The organism is Bacteroidota bacterium, assembly GCA_018698135.1.
Lineage (GTDB): Bacteria > Bacteroidota > Bacteroidia > CAILMK01 > JAAYUY01 > JABINZ01.
The window spans coordinates 1-24,989 of sequence record JABINZ010000280.1; the positions used below are offsets into that span (position 1 = coordinate 1).

The window sequence follows — 24,989 nt, forward strand, 5'->3', positions numbered from 1 at the left end:
ATTGAGATTATTTACAATCGGATGGTTTGTTGCCGGAAACACAACCGGAAAGTAAATCCAGGGGCGAAAATCTTGCTGGGGAGCTCCCTGATTAACCAGTACAGGAATCAAATGACATTGGATGTCCTGAACCAGATTATAATTCAGGCGGATACCATAATGGAAGAACAAATCTTTCAGATTCAGGTCATAATCGAGGGTTGTGGTAACACCACCATTTGTAGCTAAACTATCCATATTGGCCATGAGGCTTTCCACTAGCCACAAAACACGTCCACCTTTAACAATGAATTGATCCAGTTTGTATTTTTCTAAATCATTGAATTGTGAATCGGGCTTAGCCACAATAGCCAAATCAAAATCATCTAAAATGCCCACTTTAAAAGAGGGTAGATGAATACGCTTGACTTCATAAAACTCAGATAAAGTATTGTAAATATCTTGAGTTTGGTCTTTATCTAATTCACCATGTCCTTCAATAAATGCAATTCGACTTTTTGAGTTGCTGGCTAATTTTCGGATGGCATTACTGAATTCATATTCCAAGCTGACAATGGAGTTGTGTAAGACTTCATCAGGCGCAGTGGCTATTTGTTGTTTGAGTAATTTTAATGGTATTTGTTTGTTCTTGTAGAAAATGATTGCACCCGGGAAAATTATTTTCTGGGTTTTATTTCCTTCTGTTTGCACCTCCAGATTAACGGGCTCTAAACCCATTTCGATGAGTTGCTGATAAATTTCTTGTTGTTCTTTTGCATTTCCCGATTCTAACGGATCGATAAAATCATATTCAATTTTTGTTTTGGTTGAATTACGCATCTCATCGAGCAATTCACGAGTCGATTCTTTTAATTTACGGAATCCTGCAGGTAGTTCACCTTCAAGGTATATTTTAACATAAACCTGATCGTCTAATTCGTTCAGTAAATTAATTGTTGGCTCACCTAAGGTATAACGATTGTCTTGTGTTAAATCTAACCTGAAATAACTATGAGACGAGAAAATATTCAAAAGAATTATGACAGCCAGCAGAATAGCCGCTTGCACAAAACTTTGTCTTTTATATTTCGTCAAATTGTCCATTTGCTTGGTGTCCTTTTTTACCATTTTCTCTTTTCCATTATTAAGCGTGATAAAAAGAGGAACAATGCTGAAAAGCTGATGAAATAAATCATGTCGCGGCTATCAATAACACCCCGACTCATGGATATATAATGTGTATTGATGCTTAAATACTCAAGGAAAGGATCGATGGGACTAATTAGAAGTAAACCTCTTAGCATATCCAGTAAAGAATAAAAGAAGAAACAAATAAAAAGAGCAAGGATGAATGAAATAATCTGATTATCGCTTAATGAGGAAGCCAGTAAACCAATGGATACATAAACAGCTCCCAGAAAAAACAGACCCAGATAAGACCCCCATGTGCCACCAATGTCCATGTTTCCAACTGGCGAAGCCATTTGATATACACTAAAGAAATAAACCAAAGAGGGGAGGAGAGCAAATAAAACGAGGCTTAAGTTGGCAAAATATTTTCCCAATATTATTTGAATATCCGACACAGGTTTGCTTAGAATTATTTCCAAAGTACCCGATTTTCTTTCTTCTGCAAAAGAACGCATGGTAATGGCCGGCACCAGAAACATAAATACCCAGGGTGCTAATTCAAAAAGCTGATCGAGACTGGCATAACCGAAATCAAAAATATTGCTTTCAGGCAAAAGCCAAAGAAAAACTCCGTTGGCAACTAAAAAGACAATAATCACCACATAAGCTATGATGGAGCTGAAAAAGTTATTGATCTCTTTTAAATAAATTGCAAACATTTGTCTCTATTGCTTTGTATTAGTTATCTGTTGAAAAACTTGTTCCAGATTTTCACGAATAGGGCTCATTTCCAGAATTGTATTGCCAGTTTGAACAGCAAACTCAAAAACGAATTCACGCGATTTGATATCATTGAGTTTTAGCAGCCATTTTCCTTGTTGATTCTCGGCATGAATTAAACCTTTAAGCTTATTTAAATCGGCTCTTTTTATTGCTTTCTTGAACTCTACCTGAATGAGTATGCCCTTATCTGTTTTAGCTACTAATGATTCTGTTTTATCATCAGCAACAATTTTTCCTTCGTTGATAATGATTACCCGATTACACATGGCTTGCACTTCCTGCATAATATGGGATGAAAGTATGACGGTTTTGGTTTTGCCAATGTCGACAATTAGTTTTCGAATATCAACCACCTGATTCGGATCCAAACCGGAAGTTGGTTCATCAAGCAATAACACATCAGGATTGTGTATGAGTGCTTGTGCAATACCAACCCGCTGCTTGAAACCCTTTGATAGTTCTTGAATTTTCTTATGGCGCTCTGGTGTTAAACCTGTGAGTTCAATCATTTCTGAAACCCGCTTTGAATAGGAACCACTTATTTTATGAAGTTGAGCAATAAAAAACAAGTACTCTCTAACATACATATCCTCATAGAGCGGATTATGTTCAGGTAAATAGCCAATATTTCTTCTGATTTCTACAGGATCGGTGAGAATATCAATTCCATTAACAAACGCATTGCCGGATGTAGGTAGGGTAAAGCAGGAAATAATTTTCATTGTGGTTGATTTTCCAGCTCCATTCGGACCCAAAAAACCAACTATTTCACCACTTTTTACTTCAAATGAAATGGAGTCGATAGCGCGTTGGCTTCCGTATATTTTAGTTAAACTATCAACTTTAACTGACAAGGTTCTTTCTTTTTGTTTGTAAGGACTGCAAAATTACAATTCACAGGTTTAATTGAACGGTAATATGAACTAATTATTTCTGAAGCCTTTTAATTTCTTAATCATGCCATTGATTGCCATCAACTGTTCAAAAAATCCTTAAACTTTTCAATGGTGAAAACTTTCCAAATGGCCAAAACAATGGATAATACTTCAATTACTGAAGCGGATAATAATAAAACTCCGGCACCTACCCAATGCATAATTTTGAATAAAGATCCTATCATCAAAAACAACACCCCAATCAAATAAATAAGTATAATATGCTTGACCTTCATCTGATACAGCTATATAATTTGGTCTAAATAATTTCCTAAATCTGCATTTGGTTGGATCAATATGCTTGATAATCCGGCTTTATCTCCGGCAAGCACATCTCTTTCGGTATCGCCAATGAAATAACTTTGATCGGGATCAATATGATATTGGGCCATTGCTTTTTCTAGCATCAACGAATCTGGTTTGCGACATAAACATTTTCCAACTTTATCGTGATGGGGACAGTAGTAGAAATCTGTTATTTTTATACCGTAAGTTTGAAAGAATTCACGCAATGTTTTATGAACTTCTTTTACTTCTTTATGGTTATACAGTTTTTTGGCAATTCCCCCCTGATTAGTAATTACAATCAGCAGATATCCTTTTTCCTGTAATATTTGTAAGGATTCCACCATTCCATCATTAATATTTACATGATCTGCCAAGAAGTTGTAGTGCCCTTGTTCCTCGATGATAACGCCATCTCTGTCCAGAAAAACTGCTTTATTAACTTTGTTCATTGATCTTTTTTAATAGCCAGATTATATTCTTGCGAAATTAGCTCAAAAATAATATATATCATTAAGCGTTTAATTGGTAAAGGTATTATTTTTGCACCTTTCAACTATTTTAAAATTAGTAAAACTATTCCATTGACGAAGCCAATTGTAATTATTCCAACCTATAATGAGAAGGAAAACATTTCTGATATTATCAATAAGGTATTTACTTTATCGGTTCCTTTTCATGTACTCATTGTTGATGATGGAAGCCCGGATGGTACGGGGCAAATTGTGAAAGATTTGATGGCCAATTCATACCAGAACAAATTACACATTCTTGAAAGGGAAGGGAAACAAGGTCTTGGAACGGCTTATATTGCTGGATTTCACTGGTGTTTGGAAAGAGGATACGATTACATTTTTGAGATGGATGCCGATTTCTCTCACAATCCTGATGATTTAGTGCGGTTACATCATGCATGTGCCAACGAAGGAAATGATTTAGCCGTGGGTTCCCGATATATTTCCGGTGCCAATGTTGTAAACTGGCCTTTGGCTCGTGTTTTATTATCCTATTATGCTTCTCGCTATGTGGGTATCGTTACGGGTATGCCAATTAAAGATACTACAGCTGGTTTTGTTTGCTATTCGGCTGAAGTACTACGAACACTTGAATTGGACAAAATCAAATTTAAGGGTTATGCTTTTCAGATTGAGATGAAGTTTTTGACCTGGAAATATGATTTTAAAATAAAAGAGGTGCCTATTATTTTCACCGACAGAACCCGTGGTGTATCAAAAATGAATAAATCGATTATTAAGGAAGCCTTTTGGGGAGTACTTCAAATGAAATTCAGCTCTTTATTCAGAAAGTTTGATCGAAAATCAAACTAAAACGGTTATCGTATTATCCACAACTTCTACAAAACCTTTATTGGTATTGAAAGTTTCGGTTGAACCATTTTGATCGACAACTTTTATTTCACCAGCTTGAAGCAAAGAAATCAAGGGAGCATGGTCTTTGAGTATTTCAAAATAGCCATCCTTGCCCGGTAATCTAACACTTTGGACTTCACCTGTATATATAACTTTGTCCGGAGATATTATCTCAAGTAACATGCTTTTAAAATTTAAGTATTAATCGTTTTCTGAAAGCATATGTTCACCTTTCTCAATAGCTTCCTCGATTGTTCCAACCAAGTTGAATGCAGATTCTGGATATTTATCAACTTCACCATCCAGTATCATATTAAAGCCTTTGATCGTATCTTCAATGGCTACAAATTTTCCTTCCAAACCGGTAAATTGTGTGGCAACAAAAAATGGTTGAGATAAAAATCTGGAAATTCTTCTGGCACGGTGAACAACTTGTTTGTCATCATCCGAAAGTTCATCAATACCAAGAATTGCAATAATATCCTGTAAATCGTTGTAGCGTTGTAAAATTTCTTTTACGCGTTGTGCGGTATCATAATGCTTGTCACCAATGATTTCGGGTGTTAATATTCTGGAGGTTGAATCCAAAGGATCAACAGCAGGATAAATTCCCAATTCTGAAATCTTACGACTTAATACAGTAGTTGCATCAAGGTGAGAAAAAGTAGTGGCAGGAGCAGGGTCAGTTAAATCATCGGCAGGCACATAAACAGCTTCTACAGCGGTGATAGATCCACGTTTGGTAGATGTTATCCTTTCTTGCATTCGGCCCATCTCAGTGGCTAATGTAGGCTGATAACCTACTGCTGATGGCATCCTTCCTAAGAGAGCGGATACTTCAGATCCGGCTTGGGTAAAACGGAAAATATTATCAATAAAAAGCAAGATATCGCGTCCACCGGTTTCTTCGTTTCCATCCCTGAAATATTCTGCAATACTCAAAGCTGATAATGCAACTCTTGCTCTGGCTCCAGGAGGTTCGTTCATTTGACCAAATACCAATGTTGCCTGACTTTGGGTTACTTCTTTTGGATCAACAACACTCAAATCCCAGCCTCCGGCTTCCATACTTTTTACAAAAGCATCTCCGTATTTAATAACACCCGATTCGAGGAATTCTCTTAACAGATCGTTTCCTTCTCGTGTACGCTCTCCAACTCCTGAAAACACAGAAATACCTTCATACATTTTGGCGATATTATTAATCAATTCCATGATTAACACGGTTTTACCAACGCCAGCACCTCCAAATAATCCAATTTTTCCTCCTTTTGAATAAGGCTCTAATAAATCGATTACCTTAATTCCTGTCCATAAAGGCTCTTCAACAGTAGATAATTCTTCAAACTTTGGCGGATCTTGATGAATGGATCGGAATTGATCGGTATCAACTTTACCTAAACCATCAATTTCTTCTCCAACCACATTGAACAATCGACCACGCACATTTTCTCCAATAGGCATTTTAATAGGTTCGCCTGTGTCGACAACATCCATTCCCCTGACTAAACCTTCAGTAGAATCCATGGAAATAGTGCGTACCATGTCTTCGCCTAAATGTTTTTGAACCTCAAGAACCAATTTTTGTCCATCAGTTCTATCAATTACCAATGCAGAGTATATTTCGGGAAGACTGCTGTTCTCACTTGCAAAACTTACGTCAACTACAGGGCCAATAACCTGAACCACCTTGCCTATATTTGTCATTTTCTGTTATTTTTTTACCGTTATTTTGAGAGTACAAAGGTAGCAGATTTCTTCTTATTTGACTTCATTCTAAAGTAATTAATTCAATAATTAAGTGATTAATTGATCAGCAATAATACATAAGTTCCTATTGAATGCAGTAGTATTTGCGTATGCGAAATTTAAACCTGAGTTCGGGATAAGCTTTGCTCACAGTTTCAGGTGATTAGTTCATAGACAACTCCAATTTTCGAAGTACTATCTGGATAATTCCTGCCCGACCTTGTCATTCAGGCGAGGCAAGGAAATTTGAGGAAGTATATGGGCTAATCATCGAAACCCATGAATGGGAAAGCTAATTTACATCATCTTTGAACTTAAAATCACTTGAAATAGCATGCTATAACTTCATGATTATAAGCACTAATCAAACTTGCCAGAATGAATCCGTTCAGGCGGGTGCCCCATTAGTTTTCTGTGAGTTAAATCTTATCCTTAACTCAGGTTTTTAGGCAGCAAGTCAATTCAACTATTCAATGGTATGTGCTAATACCAAATGTAAACGTTTACAGATTAAGCATTCTACAAAAAAAAAGAGCCTCCATAAACTATGGAGGCTCTCTAATCAATTGTTAATCAGAAATTAATGTGCAATGATAAATTTCTCATTATACTGCTTGTCGCCTGCATAAATTCTGATGTAATACATACCTGAACTTAATTTGGAAACATCAATTGTTTTTTGCTCGGCTTTAATACTTCCAGCAAAAACATCCACAACTTCTTCACCAAGTGTATTGATTACGGATACTTTGATATCCTTATAAACTGGTAAGTCAATTGTAATTGTTAATATACGATCAGCTGGGTTTGGATAGTAGCTGATAAATTCTGACAAGTCTTTTTCATCAATTGATGAAGTACTTGGAAGAACATAAATCGTTCTGAAAATATCACCTGAACAATTTCCTGATACATCACAAACTGAATAAGAATAAGTATATAATCCTTCTTCGAATGTATTGTCAGGATAGGTTCCATTTGAATTGTTGTTGATTGTTAACACAGCTTCTGCGTCATAGTTGTCATGAACTTTAACACCTGCATCAACATAATCCTGCCATCTTTCAATGGTTACCGTAGTTGAACCTAATAACTCAATAGTTGGAGCAATTTGATCAACAACTTCAACTGTTCTGGTCATTATGGCTGAAACGTTTCCAGATCCATCAACTGCCTGATAAGTAACTGTATAAGTTCCTAATACATAGGTATTAACAGTAGAGTTGGTGGTTAGAATAATTTCTCCATTAGCAAAACTGTAATAATTATCAACGATATCTACACTTGGATCTTTGAAATTCTGGTGTACAGGAAGTATGAATGGATTTGCTCCTATCATTGTTAAGGTTGGAGGAGTGTTATCTTCAACAATAACTGTTCTGTCAACACATACAGGACCATTTCCTGATGAGTCAGTAACACAATAGGAGAGGAAGTAAGTACCTAATTGATTCACATCAACTGATCCAATTACTTCATAGGTTAAACCTGAGTAGTAATTATCTTGTGGATCAGCACCAGGATCGTTAAATACATCACCAGCTTCTAACATAATTGGGTTACTTCCCAGCAGCGTAATGGTAGGATCAATATCATCATATATATATACATCTCTGTAAGAAGTATCTATATTTCCGGCATTGTCTTCCAAAACAAACATAACCTGCTGCCATCCGACAACCATTCCATTAACATTGTTAACATATGAATGTGATTTAACACCACTACAATTATCTGTTGGTGTATAACCAGGATCTGTATACATATTACCTACTGCAGCAGAGTCAGGATTGTTACCGTTAAGCATTGGTTCTGGATTTACAATATCCTTAAGAACAATAACTTGTCTGATAACTTGCATGGCTGCTATTCCAGCAGGACTGGTTACATTGTATTTAATATCATATGTATCAGCAACAGTTGGGTTAATAGTTCCTGTTACAACAACTGAACTAGTTAAATTACCCTGAACATTACTCCAAGCCATATAACCTGGTTCTGCATAGGATGCACAACTATTTGAAATTAGTGGATTGTTTCCAATCAGTGTAATAACTGGTACACTAACATCTTCAGTAATTTCTAATCCGTAATCTTCGAATTCACCACTAAAGTTTGGTCCACAACCTTTGTTATTCAATTGACCGGCATTGGTTGCTATTCTCATTTTTGCCAATCCTGTTGCGATAGTAGAAGGAATTGTTACATCAATAGTCCAGCTCAATGAGCTTGAATTGTATTGCTTGGCAACTTCTTCTCCAACATCATTAAAATCTCCATCCTGATTGTAATCAATATAAATTGAACGGGTAATCTTATTGAAATTGGTGTTTCTATCTAAGGTAAATGTATAAGTACCTGTTTTAGCAACAGTTGCTTTCTTAAGAACACTATAATCAGTATAGGCAGTCATTCCGATGGAAGAACTATTCTGAATTAACGTATCACCTCCAATGTTTTGTAAGGTGAATTTTGAAATTCCAACATCTGGGTTAAGATTTCCTACCAATGGTGTACAAGATTTGTATACATAAATGTAATCAACCTTTACCATGGAATCTTTTCCTTGTTGGTTTGTACAAACTAACTTAACAGTATACTTACCTACTTTGTTAAATACAGCACTGAAGCTAGTTTCGTTCAAATCACCTGATAAAATGGTGTAATCCATAGGTGTAATATCCCATTGCCATTCATACACTGTATTATCGGCATCTTCTGTCAATACAACAGGATCAACGATAGTAATATTGGTATAATCGGCATAGAAATCTACAACTGGTTTTGAAGTTGGATCCAATACAACTAAATCAAATGTTGTTGTATCTAATTTACCACAAGTATAAGCAATCAGTGTAATGGTATGAACACCTGCAGTTGTATACTGCCAGCTAACATTTTCTGTGAATAAATCAGCCCAACCATCATCGTCCATATCCCAATAGAAATCGAGAGCACCAATTGACGAACTGTTAAAGTAAGCCACTTGATTTGTATAGATGGTGTCTTGTCCTGTAATGGAAGCAACAGGAGCTGTTGGTGTAAATGTCTGTGCAGTCCACTTGGCTTTAAATCCTGTTCCTACTGCGCCACAGTTAACATAAAACTCAAGATACATACTTCCTGAATTTGCAGTAACTGATGGAGGAATTCCAATGCTTGCATTACCTGGTCCGTTTGTAAATCCATTCGGGAACATAGGATCTCCGTTTCCATCTAAGAATTGTAAATGCAATGGTGTTCCTGAGTTATCAGTACCATCATACACTCTTAATCCGTCTGAAGGAATCGTATTACATCCGTTAAGTACATTACTGGCTACATCAAAATCAAGGAAATCTAATGTAACTGCATTAGCACAATCAGGAATCAATAAATAATCACAAGTATAGTCATCTCCACTAGTTGGATTGGTATAATTGTTTGATCCGCCATTATCGAAAACAAAACCTGTTATTGCACGGCTACTGAAATCTGAACAGAAAACTTCTTCTTTCAGAACACTGATGTAATCAACTTTTGTAGCTGTATTATATCCTATGGTATTCTGTGTAGTAAGACTCACAGTATAATCACCAATTTCATGGAAAATAACACTTGGTTCGCGATCGCTGGAAGTACCCAAAAATGTATGGGTTGAATTACCATTAATAGTATCGGGTGTAATTACCCACTCCCATGCAAAAGGACCATTGGTTGTTAAGTCTGTGAAATTGACGGTTGTATTTGGTGTAAGAATATTATTGTCAGAAATAAAATTGGTAACAGGTACTGTAGTTGCCTGAACAATCACAATAGACGTATAGGCAATTGCAGAAGTCGTGGTGTCGAAACAACCTTGATTTACTGCTTTAACAGCCACTGTTTTTATTCCTGTTGTTGCGAAATAATATTCACCCATGTCAGATGTGTCATCTACTACATTATTGTTATCGTAATCCCATAAGATGAAAATATCACCATCTGTATCCAGAACAGGGGTAAAGAGGACTAAACCTGAAACATAACCAGTATCTTTATTAGTAATCGATACAACTGGGGTTTTCTCTGGAGCGATATAGAGTAAAAAGTCTTCGACTTCACCATAATTTGTTGTTCCACAAGGATTAGGAGTATATGCACCGTAATCTGATACAATTCTCATTCTATGAATTCCTGTTGTTACATCACAAGGAATGGTAATGAAACTTTCGGTTTTACTAGCTTCTGGTATATTGATAAAATCTTTAACTCTTTCATTGGCTGTAAAGTATCCATCATTATTGTAATCAAGAAATATAGAAGTACTTTGATCATTCAGTTCACCATGTTGAATAGTTATCGGATATGTTACTTTACGGTGTACGGTAGGAACAGGAGTTGTATTGAATTGTACAACACTGTTATTTGGTACAAAACCCATATCTAAAGTACCTGATTTTACATCAATATCTTCAAACTTAATTCTACGTGTACCAATGGAATAAGCACCATTTTGAACACGAACAACATCGCAATAATCAGCATAACTCGATGGAGCTACAATGTATGTGCTACCCACAGGATTGCTGTTTCCAACTTTTGCATAGCGCATTACACCATCTATCATGGCTGAGTCAAAAGACATATCCATTGAATCGTTTACAGTAGCACCAAATTCTACATCATAAGCTGCAAAAATCTGGACAACATCACCAACATTTGTTCCTGAAGGAGGAATTATGGTAATGACACCTGAAGGGTTATCAACTGTGTATATTTGATCCATATCATCTAATGGAGCACCATTCTGATTGTACCATCTGAATTTTTCTAAATCAGCTGGGTCGCTACAACCATTAGTGCTGAAATAAGCAGCAGATATAGGTAGCGGATTTGCAATTCCTGTAATCTTGATATCAACCTTCAGCATTTTTACACGGGTTTGACCGGCAAAAGCAAACTGAGGGGATAAATCAGTTACAACAAATGAATCGAATACCATTGGTTCTGGTTCATCAGCACCTATAAATACAGTTGTATTTGGTCTGCTTTGATTGTCAATGTCATCATCAATTCCAATATATGGAGCTTGTAATGTAAGACTTGCAGTGGTTAGATGAAAATCAGTTGTACTTTTCAAACCAGGATTGATTTCCCATGAATTGGCATTTAAGGTTGAGTAGGCTGATTTCCAGGCAGCTAAATTATTGTATGAAGAACCCCAATAAACAAAATTATTATTTTGATTATAATAACAGTTATAATCGACACTTCCTGAGGCCCATGTTCCGCTCGATCTGTAAATGGAGTAACCATAATTACCTCCATCATGGAAAATATTATTCTTCAATTCACAACCTGAGTTATTGTATAGGTACATGCCACAATAAGAAGTGGAGTTAGAACTTATATTTGTTCGTATAGTGTTGTGATAAAACTTTGTGTTTTGTGCATAATAGGCATAAACTCCACGGTTATAACTTGTATATCCGAAATTATAAAGAGCGTTATTTGCAAATAATGAATTACCACTAATATAACGGTTCTGGTAATAAAAATAGAATGCATAAGCACCTGTTTGAACATCATTGCGCAAAACAGTATCGGACGTACCATAATAGAGCATAATTCCATATCCTGTTGATGCAGATACATTCCTAATAACGTTATCAGTCACATGCATTTCTCCATTATAATAAATATACATGGGATAATAATACTGATTTGTGACCAGGTTATTTATGAAATTATTACCCAAATTCGGTGTAGAAGAACCACCGCCATAAAAACGAATTCCATAATATCCACCATAAACGGTGTTATTGCTAATGGTATTATACCATGCATTATTACCTGTTGTAGAATAACTTGTTTTACTACCTGAGGCAATAATTGGAATAGTATATGAAGCAGATCCAGAAGGAACATTGATATAGCAACTGTCGATTAAGTTATGACGTGCATCGTTTGTAAAAAAGAAACAGTTGGCATAAGATGAACCTGTATTCTGAACTCTCATGTTTTTAAAGGTAACATAATCGGCTCCATCTAGTGTAACGGTTGTCCAGTTCGAGGTTGATGTACCTGCATAGGTCAATATAGTTTGTGTACTACCAGCGCCAATAAATTTAATTGGGTTAGAGGCACTTGCTCCTAAAACTTCTGAGAGTGATATTTTTTCACTATAGGTTCCAGCAGCAACTAAAAATGTTACAGGACCTGCAATACCACTTGTGTTTAGGTCATCAACTGCATCTGAAAAGTTAGTATAGTCAGCACCGCTGCCTCCAATTGTGTATGTTCCATTCAAGGAGGTTTTTAAGGTATAGTATAAGGTGTCGTTAGCTGGCACATCATCTGGTGAACTATTATTTGGCTTGGCTACCCATATTTTTAATGAATAAGTTCCATCAGCAGGAATATTTACCGGTGTGGAGAAGCTATAAGCCATTCCATCACCCTGATTTAAAGAAGCAGAAGGGGTGTAACCTGTAATGTTAACAGGAGTTCCATTGCCTAGCTGATAGCCAAAATCCAAGGAATTAACGACTGTTTTGCGTAAATTGGCAAATGTTACTTCTAACGTATTATTTCCAGTTGACCATGTTGTTGGTCCATCAACGCTAAGCATGGCAATATCTTTTCCGTTAATATCGACTTTGTCGGCACCAATAATAGAAAATGTGTTTCCTCTTGCATCACCATCTATGTCAACTGCAACATCTGTGTTTGGGCCCATCAATAAGGGTGATGAAGCTGTCAGATGCATATCGGTTGTACTGGCTAAATATGGATTTGAGCTAATAGAATTTACATTGAGAGTTGGATTTGCAGTTTGCCATGCACTTAATGAAGAGCGTGTTGCCCCTCCCCAAGTAACAAAATAATTACCTGTGCTATAGTAGTTGTTGTAATCAACACTTCCATCGGCCCAGGATCCGTAGTTTTCATAAATGCAACGACCATAAGAGCCACCGCTATTGACAAAAATATTACTTTTTATTTCACAACCATTGTTGTAATAAGCATAAATTCCACAATAGGAGGTTGATGAACTACTTGATTTTGTCCAAATGGTATTAAAAAGGACTTTGGTATTTTCTGCACGATAGAAATAAATTCCACGATTGTATCTAAACCCAAAGTTATAAATCATGTTATTGGCTAACAAACTCTGGCCTTTAACATAATAGTTGTTATAGTAAAAATACATTCCATAACGTTGTGTTTGGATATCATTATGGGTAACGGTGTCTGAAGTACCATAATAAAGCATTATACCATAACCACCTGTAGATGTTATATTACGTATTGTATTACGCTGTACATGCATTTCACCATTATAATATATATACATTGGGTAATAATACTGATCCGTAATTAAGTTATCAAGGAAGTTGTTTCCCAAGTTTGGAGAGGAAGATCCTCCACCATACATTCGGATTCCATAATAACCACCATAAATAGTGTTTTCACTAATGGTATTGTACCAGGCGTTATTTCCTGATGTTGAATAACTGGTTTTACTACCAGAGGCAATAATAGGAATTCTATAGGAAGCTGAACCTTTACCCACATTGATATAACAATTATGAATAGTGTTATATCTCGAATTGTTTGTGAAAAAGAAACAGTTCGCATAAGAAGATCCTGTGTTCTGGACTTTCATGTCTTTAAACACAAAATAATCTGCACCATCAAACTGAACAGTAGACCAGTTGGATGTTGACGATCCCGAATACGTAAGGGTAGTTTGTGTGTTACCAGCCCCGATAAAACTAATTGTATTGGTTAAACTTGCGCCTGAAACAGGTGTAAGAATAATTTTTTCGCTGAACGTTTGCGCTGCAACATTAAATACAACAGGACCACTTACTCCTCCTGAATTCAAAGCTGATACTGCAGCTGAAAAAGTTGTATAATTACCGGCTGAACCAATTGTGTAAGTTCCAGATAATTGTCCGTATGCAAATTGACTCATCAATAATGCACTTACGAAAACCAATGAAAGAAAACGTGTAAAATTTCTCATCATAAACTTATTATTTAATTATAGAATATACCTTACTCAAAGGACATACTTTTGCCCTTGTAAGCAAATTTACTCAGATTTTTTTTTTTACACAAGTTTATCTTAGCTATTACTGCGTATTTCTACTTGTATTTCCTGAATAATTAGTTGATAAGTGGAGAGTTAGTTTGATAAAGGCCAAAAAAAAACCCGGTATTACCCGGGTTTTTGTATGAAAATAATTATTTACTTTGTCAAAATGAACTTCTTATTGAACTCGGTATCTTCTCCAACATTAAAGCGGATATAATACATACCAGCTGCAAGGTTGTTTACGTTTACCTGATAAAGATCATTCATTACATAACCTTCATTTACATCCATTACTTTTTCGCCAAGTGCATTGAAAATTGATATTTGTACATGCTTGTAAGAAGTCATGGCCACTTCAATGTTTAATACATCGGTAACAGGATTTGGATAGTAGCTGAAGTTTTCTTCACTTACTACGTCATCGATAGAAGAAGTGCTCTCTGAAACATAAACAAATCTGGTTAGTACGGCTGACTTGTTGCCAGAACCATCTTCAACCTGATAAGTAATTGAATAGAGACCTACTTCCTGTGTACTCATAAATGTACCAGCATTTGGAAGAAGTGTCAAATCAGCAGGATCTTTGTAATAATTATCACGTGCTGTTACACCTGGATCCATTAAGCTATCCCATCTTTCAACAGTCATTAACGAACTACCAACTAATTCAATTTCTGGAGCTACTCTGTCGACAACATCGATAGTAATAACTACATCTGCTGAAACATTTCCAGCTGCATCAGTTGCATTGAAAGTTAATGGGTATGAACCAACTTTGTATGTGTTCACACTTCCGGCTGTTTTCATTACGATAATATTAGCTGGATCCCAAACCAAATCCGTTACAGTGTAAGCAGGAGTGGTATAAGGATGGAATACATCCAGTGTATAAGTTGATTGTGCAAATGTTAAGGTTGGTGCTTTAGTATCTTCAACGATAACCAAACGGTCAACACAGTTAGGTCCGTTTCCTGAATTGTCAGAAACACAATATGTGAGGAAGTAAGATCCTAATTTGTCAACGTCAACAAAACCTTTTAAACTGGCTACTAAACCTGTATCATAATTATCAGAAATCGAAACCCATGGGTCAACAAATGCTGTTTTGGCTTCCCAATAAATGGTGTCATTTCCTAATAATGTAATGTCAGGATTAATGTCATCATATACTTCAACATAGCGATAAACAGTATCTGAATTACCTGCTAAGTCTGTACCCCAGTAGCTAATTGTATAAACACCGGTTACATTAACATCAACAGTACCGGCTGATCCACTAGCTGATGCATCAACACCACTACAATTGTCAGTGTATATTGCTCCAGGATCTGTATATGCACTGCTAAATACAGCAACACGGTCGTTCATATTACCATTCATTGTAATGGTAACAGGAATAATGTCTTTTAACACTTCAACAACACGTATGGCTTGTACAGCATCATTACCAGCATCATCTTGTACATCATAAGTTAAAGGATAATAAGCAGCAGCTAAAGGATTGATAGCTGATGTGCCATTAACAACAACTTGTGAAGTAAGATCACCACTTACATCATCCCAACCTTTGTAACCTGGTTCTACCCAAGTAGCACAAGAGTTCAGAATAAATGTATCAGGACTTGCCACAACGTCAGGGAATGCAGGGTTGAACAATTCAATATAAGGAATAACGTCATCATTCTTGATTACTAAACCATAATCTTCAAATTCTCCTGAATAGTTTGGTCCACAACCTTTGTTGGTTAGAATACCAGCATTAGCTGCAAGTCTGAGTTTGGTTAAACCTGTAAATACGTTTGCTCCACCAGCAGGAATAACAATTGTGTCAACCCACTCAGTTTGGCTTGAATTTTTAAGTTCAACTAATAAATCTTCTGGTCCATTGTATTGTCCATCTTGGTTTAAGTCGGCAAATACTGTCCAGTTGATGTTATTGAAATTTGAATTTCTCTTTACAGTAATTTTATAGGATCCTGTAAGATATAAATCAGCAATTTTCGATTGGGAATAATCTGTATATGATCGTTGTCCAATAGAAGAAAGGTTCCTGATTAAGGTATCACCAGCTAAATTCTGTAACATGAATTCAGACATACCAAGGTCGGCATTTAGGTTGGCAACACCTGGCTCACAGTTCTTATATACATTAATATAGCTGACTTTTACCATGGAGTCGATTCCAACTGCATTGTAACAAATAAGCTTTACAGTATAAGTACCCAATTCAGTGAATTGTACCTGAATATCTGAACTGTTTTGATCTGTACCATTCAAGAAATTGAAGGTAGGAGGATCAATAGACCAGAAATAGGAATAAACAGTATTATCTGACTTATCCATTATAGTTAATGGATTCACTTTTGTTGTACGAACATAATCTGCTTCGAAATCAACAACAGGAGCTGCTATTGGATTGATAACAGTTAAGCTGATATAAGATGTATCCAAGAAATCGCAACTCTGAACAATAAGTCTGATGGTATAATTACCAGTAGCTGTATATACCCATGAAGTTAATGAATCGTATGTGTCGTTAAAACCATCACCATTTAAATCCCAGAAATAATCTAAATCGTAACCAGATGAAATACTGGCAAATTCTATAGTTTTTAATCTGTAAACAGTTGTAGGACCAGCAATAATTGCTGTTGGAGGTGAAGGAGTGAAAATGGTTGTTGACCAAAATCCTTCGAAACCTGTTCCAACACCACCGCAGTTTCTGTTAAATTCAATAAACATTGAACCTGTTGATGAGGTAACTGAAGGAACGATAACAGGAGAATTACCTCCTCCATTTTGGAAACCTAATGGGAACATTGGGTTGCCTAAAATATCTTTAACACCTAAATGTAAAGGAGTGCCTGAATTGTTTTTACCTTCATAAATACGGATGTTATCTCCAGCTGTTAGATTGATACAACCTGTACTGTTGTATGAACATACATCAAAGTCAAGGAAGTCAAGCGATACAGATGAAGCACATTTTGGCTCAATCAAATAAGTACACGTAACATAAGTGTTACCAGCCTGATCAGCATAATTACCATATTTTCCACCATCATCATAAATATAACCGGAACGAAGTTTAGTACTTGCATCGGTACACATGATGTTTTCTTTACCAACACTGATGTAATCTACTTTTGTATTGGTTGCAGATCCAATGATGTTTTTGGCCCATAATTCAACTGTATATGTTCCAATTTCATGGAATTGAACAGTTGGATTTTGTTCTGTATCATCAGAAATAGTGAAAGCAGGCTGACCGTTACCAGCTAAAACCGGAGTAATAGTCCACTTCCATTCGTTTGGACCTAATGTTGAAAGGTCAGTAATTTCAATAGGAATAGAAGGGGTAATGGTATTTAAGTTGGTAATGAAATTAACACCAGGAGCTGTAGTTGGCGCTAAAATATTTATAGTACCTGAATATACAGCACCTAATATAGTATCTGTACAACCATAAAGTACACCTCTAACGCGAACAGTTTTTGTACCTGCACTTGTAAATGCATAAGCACCATTCATGGTTGTTGTATCATCCCATGTGTTATCATTGTCATAATCCCAAATATAATTGATGTTTCCACCAACGGAAGATTCAGGAACTAACTGGGTGAGTCCACCTACATAATTAAGTGGTTTTTCCGGTGTAAATGTAACAACAGGAGTACCTGATGGAGCAATAAACATTAAATAATCTTCAGCTTCACCAGTTGTTGTATTTCCACAAGCAGGTGCGCCAGCGCCATCTGAATCGACAGATATTCTCATTCTGTGATAACCAACAGTGGCATTACATGGAATTGTAATATTATCATTAATAATGGTTGCAGGAGCTAATCCATTATAGGTTGCAACCAATTCATTTGATTCAAAATAGGAGTTATTATCCCAATCAACATATAGTTTTGCCATTCTTCCGTTAAAAGCAGCATGCTGCATCATAATCGGATATGTTTGCTGACTATATACTGTTGCAATGTCATCAGTATAAAAATCAACTGAATTACCGGTTGCTGCGAAAACACCTGATGTGTGATCAATGTCTCCGAAAATAACACGTGTTAATCCAATTAAATAGTTCAAACCAGATGTCCTGTTATAGGCACAATAGTTTGTGTAATCTTTAGGATGAACAATTGTTCTGTTGCCAGCAGGATTACCAGCTGTGCCAGCAGTTCTAATTGTATCGTTAATACGGGCAGCTAAAAGCTGACAGTCAATTTTATTGCCAGGAGTGGCCGTATAAGAAATATCATATGCTAAGTAAAGATGGTTGTCACCATATCCGAGTACTGTTCCCGAATCGAAAACAAACATAAATGTACCATTGGGATTCGCAATAGGATCGCCCAATTGGTTGTAAGAACTAAGTGGATTTCCATCGGTATGGAAAATTCTAACGTTTTTGATGTCAGCAGCATTGGTTGTTCCGTTTGTTGAAAACCAAACTGTATCAATAGGAAGTGGATCGGCAATACCATTATATGTATTAACGGTTGCTGTCATAATTTTCACCAAATTCTGACTGATAAAACAATCACTGGTATCCTGTGTTGCCGTTATATTGCCAAGAAACATTTTTGCCGGAGCAGGAATGTCAACATTGAAATCGCCAGAATTACCATAAGTAACATTTCCACAAGGATCTGAAGTTGAACCCAGCCAATTGGTTCTGAATCTCAACCTTTTTGTACCATAATTCCCGGCAGGAACGGTAAAGGTTGTTGTGTAAGTGGTGCCTGATGCTACACAATTATATCCATTTACTACAATTTCAGAAGATTGAAATGTGCCATCACTATTGACATCAATCCAAACTGTTACATATGTGCTGCTATAGCCAGCAACAAAAGAAATTGAAACAGTAGTTCCAGGGATAAGGGTAGCCACATTACCTGAAGTCCAATCATGATAATAGGCAGGAGTTCCTGCACAAGCCACGGCTTGATTTGTTGTTCCAAAGGAAATGTTGGTTAAACCATCACCATATGTACATCCACTTGAATAAGCTGGAGTACAATATGTTTGTGCTTTAGAAATGTTAGTACCAACAAGTAAAAACACTAACGAGGATAACAAAAGTGTAAAACGTTTTTTCATAATATTAGCATTTGATTAAATGTATACAATATAGTTATGATTTGAATCAGGCAAATATAGCAAACATCCCAGATATTAAGAAATAAAAGTTTATAAATTGTTTTAGCTAATTTTGAAGCATGTCAGATGAAGCAAATAAATCAGAACAAGAAGAGTTTTTTGAGCATTACAGAATTACAGTTGATGCCGGACAAATACCTGTTCGCATTGATAAATTCCTTTTAAACAGGATAGAGAATGTAAGCCGAAATAAGCTTCAGAATGCAGCCAAAAGTGGCTGTATTTTAGTGAATGAAAAAGCCGTAAAAAACAATTATAAAGTAAAACCCAACGACCTGATTTTGATTCTGCTTCCACAGCCTCCACGCGACAAGGAAGTGAAAGCTGAAAATATACCCATTAACATTGTGTATGAAGACGATCAGTTGTTGATTGTTAACAAAGAAGCAGGAATGGTCGTACACCCTGCATATGGCAATTTTACAGGTACTTTGGTGAATGCGCTGGTCTATCATTTCGATCAATTACCTGCGGATAAAAACAATGATTATCGGGCTGGTTTGGTGCATCGAATTGACAAGGATACAAGCGGATTATTGCTTATTGCCAAAGAGGATTTTAGTTTGAGTTTTTTAGCCAAGCAATTTTTTGATCATAGCATCAGTCGATTATACACAGCATTGGTTTGGGGCGATGTTTTAGCCGATGAAGGAAGTATTGTGAAAAATGTACTTCGTGATCCCAAGGATAGACGAAAAATGATTTCTGTTGCGGCTACGGAAGATGGGAAACATGCCATTACCCATTATAAGGTGTTGGAAAGATTTCATTATTGTACTTTGCTGGAATGTAAATTGGAAACGGGTCGCACACACCAAATCAGAACACATCTGGCTTCTATAGGTCATCCCTTATTTAATGATGAAACATATGGTGGAGCCCGAATTATCAGTGGTCCGTCTTTTACGAAATACAAGCAATACATCGATAACTGCTTTAAACTTATTCCCCGTCAAGCTTTGCATGCACGAACCTTGGGGTTTATCCATCCTGAAACTAAAAAAGAAGTCCATTTTACATCCGATTTACCTGCTGATTTTTCTGCGGTACTGGAAAAATGGAGAGCCTATTCAAAACAATTACATGATTTTGATTCCTAAGTAAAAGATGACTGTTTTTTCAATACTTTTGTAGTTGAAAATTAGGACTGAATAATGGAAGTAGATATATTTATCCCCTGTTACATCGATCTCATGTATCCTGAAACCGGATTTAACATGGTAAAGGTGCTGGAGAAATTAGGTTGTAAAGTACACTACAATCAAAACCAAACGTGTTGTGGTCAACCCGCTTTTAATGCCGGTTATAAGCAAGAAGCCTTTAAAATTGCCAAAAAATTTGTTAATGATTTTAAAGGAAACCGATATATTGTAAGTCCTTCGGCTTCTTGTATTAAAATGGTGAAAGACAGCTACGAAGATTTTTTCATTAATTCTTCCAAGCGCAGCGATTATAAAAGAATTCAAAGCAAAGCCTACGAGTTTAGCAGTTTTTTAACCGATGTACTCAACGTAAAAGATGTAGGTGCTGAGTTTAATGCCAAAATCACCTATCACGATTCCTGCAGTGCTTTTAGGGGAATGAATATTAAAAATGGTCCGCGTGAACTACTCAAACATGTAAAAGGATTGGAGCTTATTGAGATGAAAGAAAGCGAAACCTGCTGTGGATTCGGAGGTACTTTTGCTGTTAAAATGGAACCCATCTCTTCAGCCATGGCGGATCAAAAAACAATTAATGCGCTGGCAACAGGTGCCGACTATATTGTTGGAACCGATAGTAGTTGCCTGATGCATATTGAAGGTTATCTGAAAAAGCAAAACAAAGAAATGAAAGTGATGCATATTGCTGATGTGCTTGCGCAGGGGTACTAGGTTTTTGGTTTCTGGTTGCTCGTTTCTCGTTTCTGGTTGCTCGTAGCTCGTTGCTGCTCGTTTCTTGTTTCTTGTTTCTTGTTTCTGGTTTCTGGTTTCTGGTTTCTGGTTTCTGGTTTCTGGTTGCTCGTTTCTCGTTTCTTGCAACTCATAACTCCCAACTTCACACTCCTAACTCATTTTCGAACAATAGAATAATAGAACAATTGAACAACGAATTAAGAACCTTTAACAACCTGTAACTTTTAACTTTCAACTTCCAACTCTTAACTCATGTTAAAAAAGTAGAATAATAGAACAAATGAACAACGAATTAAGAACTTGTAACCTGCAACTTTTAACTTTTAACTAATGTTAGAACAATAGAACAGGAGAACAATAGAACAACGAATTAAGAACGATTGAGAACTTTCAACTTTTAACTTTTAATTCATAACTTCCTACTCCTCAATACTTCACGCCATTTACCCGATTATACTCTGTAATGTTCATTTGGTTGTTGGCAAACCAGCTTTCGAATGAAGCCATTTGTTTACTGAAAATTTTGATCCAGTCATTGTATTCAGCAGGGAAGGAATCTTTGAAAAGCCAGAAAATATAGGCTTCAAGATGATCCGATTCTGAGATTGTTTTTTCCCATTCAAAAATAAAGCAGGGATATTCCAATTCCTTTTTACGAAACCAATAATTGACAAAATCCCGGTAATAAAAATACATATTGGTTAACGACAAGCCATCTTCAAGTCGATAGAGTCCAATTTCAAGTGTGGTTTCATATGATTCTGCAAAGTTGACAACAAACTTTTTCTCATCAAATTTATCCAATCCATAAGTTGCTTTTTCTTGTGTAAGTTCAACACTTACTTCATCGGCTGTATTGATGGTAATTGAATTTCGCCAGGTATCCATCATGAGCTTTTTAATCTCCAGCGTTCTTTCGGTGGTTTTCTCGAGGTTGACAAAAATTTCACCATAAATCAGCGTCCACATACGCTCCACAGTTCCAGCATATAATTTGGCAGCCTGATAATAATACTCTGCTTCATCGGGTTGCAAATTAATTGCATGGTCGAAATACAAGCGGGCTTTGGCAGGATCAGAATTAATCATTTGCATGGCTTCGTGTGCATATTCCTTTGCAGAAGAAGGGCCTTTTACAATAACTTCTTTTGGTTTAATGTTGTATTCCTTGCCAAGCGATTCGTATAAATTGGCTAAAAAAGCATGATAGTCTTTGAGATTGGTGTTTTCTTTTAAAACAGGATCAATAATTTTCCAGGCTTTTTTCCCCTTGCCTAACATATAATAACCATAGGCAATGTTGTATTTATAATCGATATTTTTCTTGTCAATTTTCAAGGCTTTCTTGTAAAGTTTAATCCCGTCTTTGTATTCTTCGAAGCGAATTTTATTGGCTCCTTTTTCAGCCAATTGTTTTGCTCCATCTTTTCCATCTTGAGCATAGGTTAAACTAAACAGGAAAAGTAAAATTGATAAGAATCCAATTTTTTTCATGATGATTTGTTTTATTCAACAATTATTTTACGAATAGAAGTAGTAGCGTCTGAATTTATGTTGAGAAAATAGATGCCTTTGCCATATTCTGCCAAACGAAGTTTTACGATCAGCTCATTTTGTGCATCCTGAAGCTGGTTGTGATAAAGTTGCTGTCCTACAGCATTTGACAAACTAATTTGAACATCTTTAGCCTGATTTCTTTTTATTAAAACAGTTAATTCATCTTTCGTAGGATTGGGATACGTGCTGACGATTGCTTGAGCCTCCTTTTCCTGAAGGGATGTAGGCCAATTGGTGGAGGTGGAGTCAAAAATCCCCTGACTAAGTTGATAAAAACTTCCACTACCTGAAACCTGAAGTTTCATTGCACGTATCATATACACATTGTTTCCATTGAGTGAGGCTTCATCTAAATAAGAGTTGCCAATAACCAAATTGCTATTAATTTTTTCAAACTTGCTTTTGAGGCTATTTGCCCGGAATATTTCATATCCTAAAATATCAGGATCAGCTGAAGCAGTCCAGTTTAGTTGAACAGTTACGTTTCCAACGCTGTCGGCTTTCAATGAAGTAGCTGGTTCAACTATGTGCATGCTCAAAGTTGGGTCGCCCATTAATGCCACATGAACCCAGCGAGCGCCATAACCAGCTGGATATAAACTGCTGTTATTTTGCGTTAGCCTGGTTGAATAACCAATGTGTTTTCCTAAGTCCATGTGATGGATATGCCAATGAGGTCGCCCAGCCCAAAAAGTGGCTAATGGAGATGTGGGGGCAGCCAGAGGTGCGCGAAGGAAATTGTTTTGGGCATCCCAATCGCCAAAATAAGAACCGAATAAGGGAGTGAAAACAGCTTTGATAGTGGTTGCAGCAATATCGGTTGTTTTGCCTATTCCTCCGCAAGAAGTATAGGATCCTCCTCCACAACCATAAGCCCATAAGTAGGATTCTGTTGCCAGTGTGCCTAAGAAATCAAGAGCACTCACATTGTCAGCACCAAACATGGCAGAAAAATATCTCCAACCCGTTTGTGCAAATCCTTCATCATAACTTTTAAAATTGTCATCAATCAGGGCTCTTTTTTCTGCCTTTAATATGGCATGACGGAAATCATGATTTTTATTTAAGTACTGACGAATTAATTCCACATCACTTAAGGCAAAAGCGGGCATATTGTATAAATCAACACGACCAACTTCTAAATCAACATCAGATGGTATTACACTTTGATCGAATTTCCCATCTCCGGGTATATTGTCATTTTCATCTCTTGAAGCTGTTACATTGTTAATGGATGCATCTGTCCAACTTCCATCAATCTCACCATAATACAAATCAGCTGGCCATGCACCAAGGTGATCACCGTGTGCGTCCGGATTAATATTTCCTGAATAGGGCACAGGAATATGTCCTAATAGAAAAACAGTACTTAACTCTGGTGTTGCTGTTTTATCGGCAATAATCAGATCGCGTATATCCGAAACGCTTGTCCCTCTTGAAATGTCGTGTCGAATAATTCGCCATCCATCTCCAATTAAATCCATTTCTAAACGGTCAATTTCTGTTTTGAGATCAATTACATAATTACTGTCAACTAATAAAACTACGGTGCCTCTGTATTCAATGGCAGGCATTTCAATCCCGGCATATAGATAGCTGTAACCTTTTAAGTTGCCTATTCCTCGGTTTTTATAAAACTTGTATTCATATGCTTCTCCGCTTCTAACCTGATCATCTACAAAATAAGTTGAGGTGTCGGCAATGTTAGCATAAGCTGGCCCCCAACTGCTGGCATTAATTTCTTTTTTCGAAATAACGTAGTATTCAGCGCTTGCATCAGCTGGCCAGCTAAAAATAATTTTTGGTGTTGATGTTTCTACCTGACAACTTACCTTAATGGTTTGGTCTTCGGCTTTGGTCTGTGAAAAAACAAAAAATGGTAAAAACAGTGATAAAACTAAAATTAGAGTAAATGATTTTGTCATAAATTAATGTTTAGATTCTTCGGACAGCTAAGATATAAATTTAATGTGAATTGATAAAGGGATTTAGTTAACAATGCCTTTTGTGAAAGCCTAGGTGAATAAATAAAGCATTGCATTATTGAAATACATAAATATTCAAATAATAA

14 protein-coding genes are annotated in these 24,989 nt (G+C 36.4%); 4 read left to right on the plus strand and 10 right to left on the minus strand.

The window, feature by feature from the left end:
* The 3 genes from HOG71_17375 to gldA all read right to left on the minus strand — a co-directional run.
* Positions 1–1,107 (minus strand): gliding motility-associated ABC transporter substrate-binding protein GldG (locus HOG71_17375; protein ID MBT5992620.1); only part of this gene is annotated, 1,107 nt, incomplete at its 3' end.
* Entirely contained in the window at positions 1,101–1,829 is a 729-nt protein-coding gene (gldF, locus tag HOG71_17380) for a gliding motility-associated ABC transporter permease subunit GldF (protein MBT5992621.1), read from the minus strand. The genes gldF and HOG71_17375, both read right to left, overlap by 7 nt.
* A gap of 6 nt (positions 1,830–1,835) precedes the next feature.
* Positions 1,836–2,747, minus strand: a complete 912-nt coding sequence (gene gldA, locus HOG71_17385; GenBank protein MBT5992622.1) for a gliding motility-associated ABC transporter ATP-binding subunit GldA — start codon at positions 2,745–2,747, stop codon at positions 1,836–1,838.
* A gap of 150 nt (positions 2,748–2,897) precedes the next feature.
* On the opposite strand from gldA, the gene HOG71_17390 reads away from it, so the two are divergent.
* Positions 2,898–3,038: a hypothetical protein gene (locus HOG71_17390; protein MBT5992623.1), complete on the plus strand. Its 141-nt coding sequence runs from the start codon at positions 2,898–2,900 to the stop codon at positions 3,036–3,038.
* 35 nt (positions 3,039–3,073) lie between these two features.
* On the opposite strand, the gene HOG71_17395 is transcribed toward HOG71_17390, so the two are convergent.
* Positions 3,074–3,565: an HAD-IIIA family hydrolase gene (locus tag HOG71_17395; protein ID MBT5992624.1), complete on the minus strand. Its 492-nt coding sequence runs from the start codon at positions 3,563–3,565 to the stop codon at positions 3,074–3,076.
* Between the two features lie 126 nt (positions 3,566–3,691).
* Between HOG71_17395 and HOG71_17400 the strand changes: the two genes are divergently transcribed.
* Positions 3,692–4,441: a polyprenol monophosphomannose synthase gene (locus HOG71_17400; GenBank protein ID MBT5992625.1), complete on the plus strand. Its 750-nt coding sequence runs from the start codon at positions 3,692–3,694 to the stop codon at positions 4,439–4,441.
* Here the strand turns inward: HOG71_17400 and atpC are convergent.
* From atpC to HOG71_17420, 4 genes are all read right to left on the minus strand, one after another.
* Positions 4,433–4,666: an ATP synthase F1 subunit epsilon gene (atpC, locus tag HOG71_17405; GenBank protein ID MBT5992626.1), complete on the minus strand. Its 234-nt coding sequence runs from the start codon at positions 4,664–4,666 to the stop codon at positions 4,433–4,435. The genes HOG71_17400 and atpC overlap by 9 nt on opposite strands.
* Before the next feature lie 18 nt (positions 4,667–4,684).
* Positions 4,685–6,190 (minus strand): F0F1 ATP synthase subunit beta, encoded by a 1,506-nt coding sequence (locus HOG71_17410; GenBank protein MBT5992627.1) that lies wholly within the window; start codon positions 6,188–6,190, stop codon positions 4,685–4,687.
* Positions 6,191–6,812: 622 nt separating this feature from the next.
* Positions 6,813–14,228, minus strand: coding sequence for a DUF5011 domain-containing protein (locus HOG71_17415; protein MBT5992628.1), 7,416 nt, complete (start codon positions 14,226–14,228; stop codon positions 6,813–6,815).
* 222 nt (positions 14,229–14,450) lie between these two features.
* Positions 14,451–19,406 carry a DUF5011 domain-containing protein gene (locus tag HOG71_17420; protein ID MBT5992629.1) on the minus strand — a complete coding sequence of 1,652 codons (4,956 nt, stop codon included), beginning with the start codon at positions 19,404–19,406 and terminating at the stop codon, positions 14,451–14,453.
* A gap of 119 nt (positions 19,407–19,525) precedes the next feature.
* Here HOG71_17420 and HOG71_17425 point away from each other — a divergent pair, with 119 nt between their 5' ends.
* Together HOG71_17425 and HOG71_17430 are read left to right on the plus strand one after the other, a co-directional pair.
* Positions 19,526–20,566 (plus strand): RluA family pseudouridine synthase, encoded by a 1,041-nt coding sequence (locus tag HOG71_17425; GenBank protein MBT5992630.1) that lies wholly within the window; start codon positions 19,526–19,528, stop codon positions 20,564–20,566.
* Positions 20,567–20,620: 54 nt separating this feature from the next.
* Positions 20,621–21,340 (plus strand): (Fe-S)-binding protein, encoded by a 720-nt coding sequence (locus HOG71_17430; GenBank protein MBT5992631.1) that lies wholly within the window; start codon positions 20,621–20,623, stop codon positions 21,338–21,340.
* Positions 21,341–21,787: 447 nt separating this feature from the next.
* On the opposite strand, the gene HOG71_17435 is transcribed toward HOG71_17430, so the two are convergent.
* Positions 21,788–22,855 carry a tetratricopeptide repeat protein gene (locus HOG71_17435; protein MBT5992632.1) on the minus strand — a complete coding sequence of 356 codons (1,068 nt, stop codon included), beginning with the start codon at positions 22,853–22,855 and terminating at the stop codon, positions 21,788–21,790.
* Positions 22,856–22,866: 11 nt separating this feature from the next.
* Positions 22,867–24,843 carry a T9SS type A sorting domain-containing protein gene (locus tag HOG71_17440; GenBank protein ID MBT5992633.1) on the minus strand — a complete coding sequence of 659 codons (1,977 nt, stop codon included), beginning with the start codon at positions 24,841–24,843 and terminating at the stop codon, positions 22,867–22,869.
* Positions 24,844–24,989: the final 146 nt, after the last annotated feature.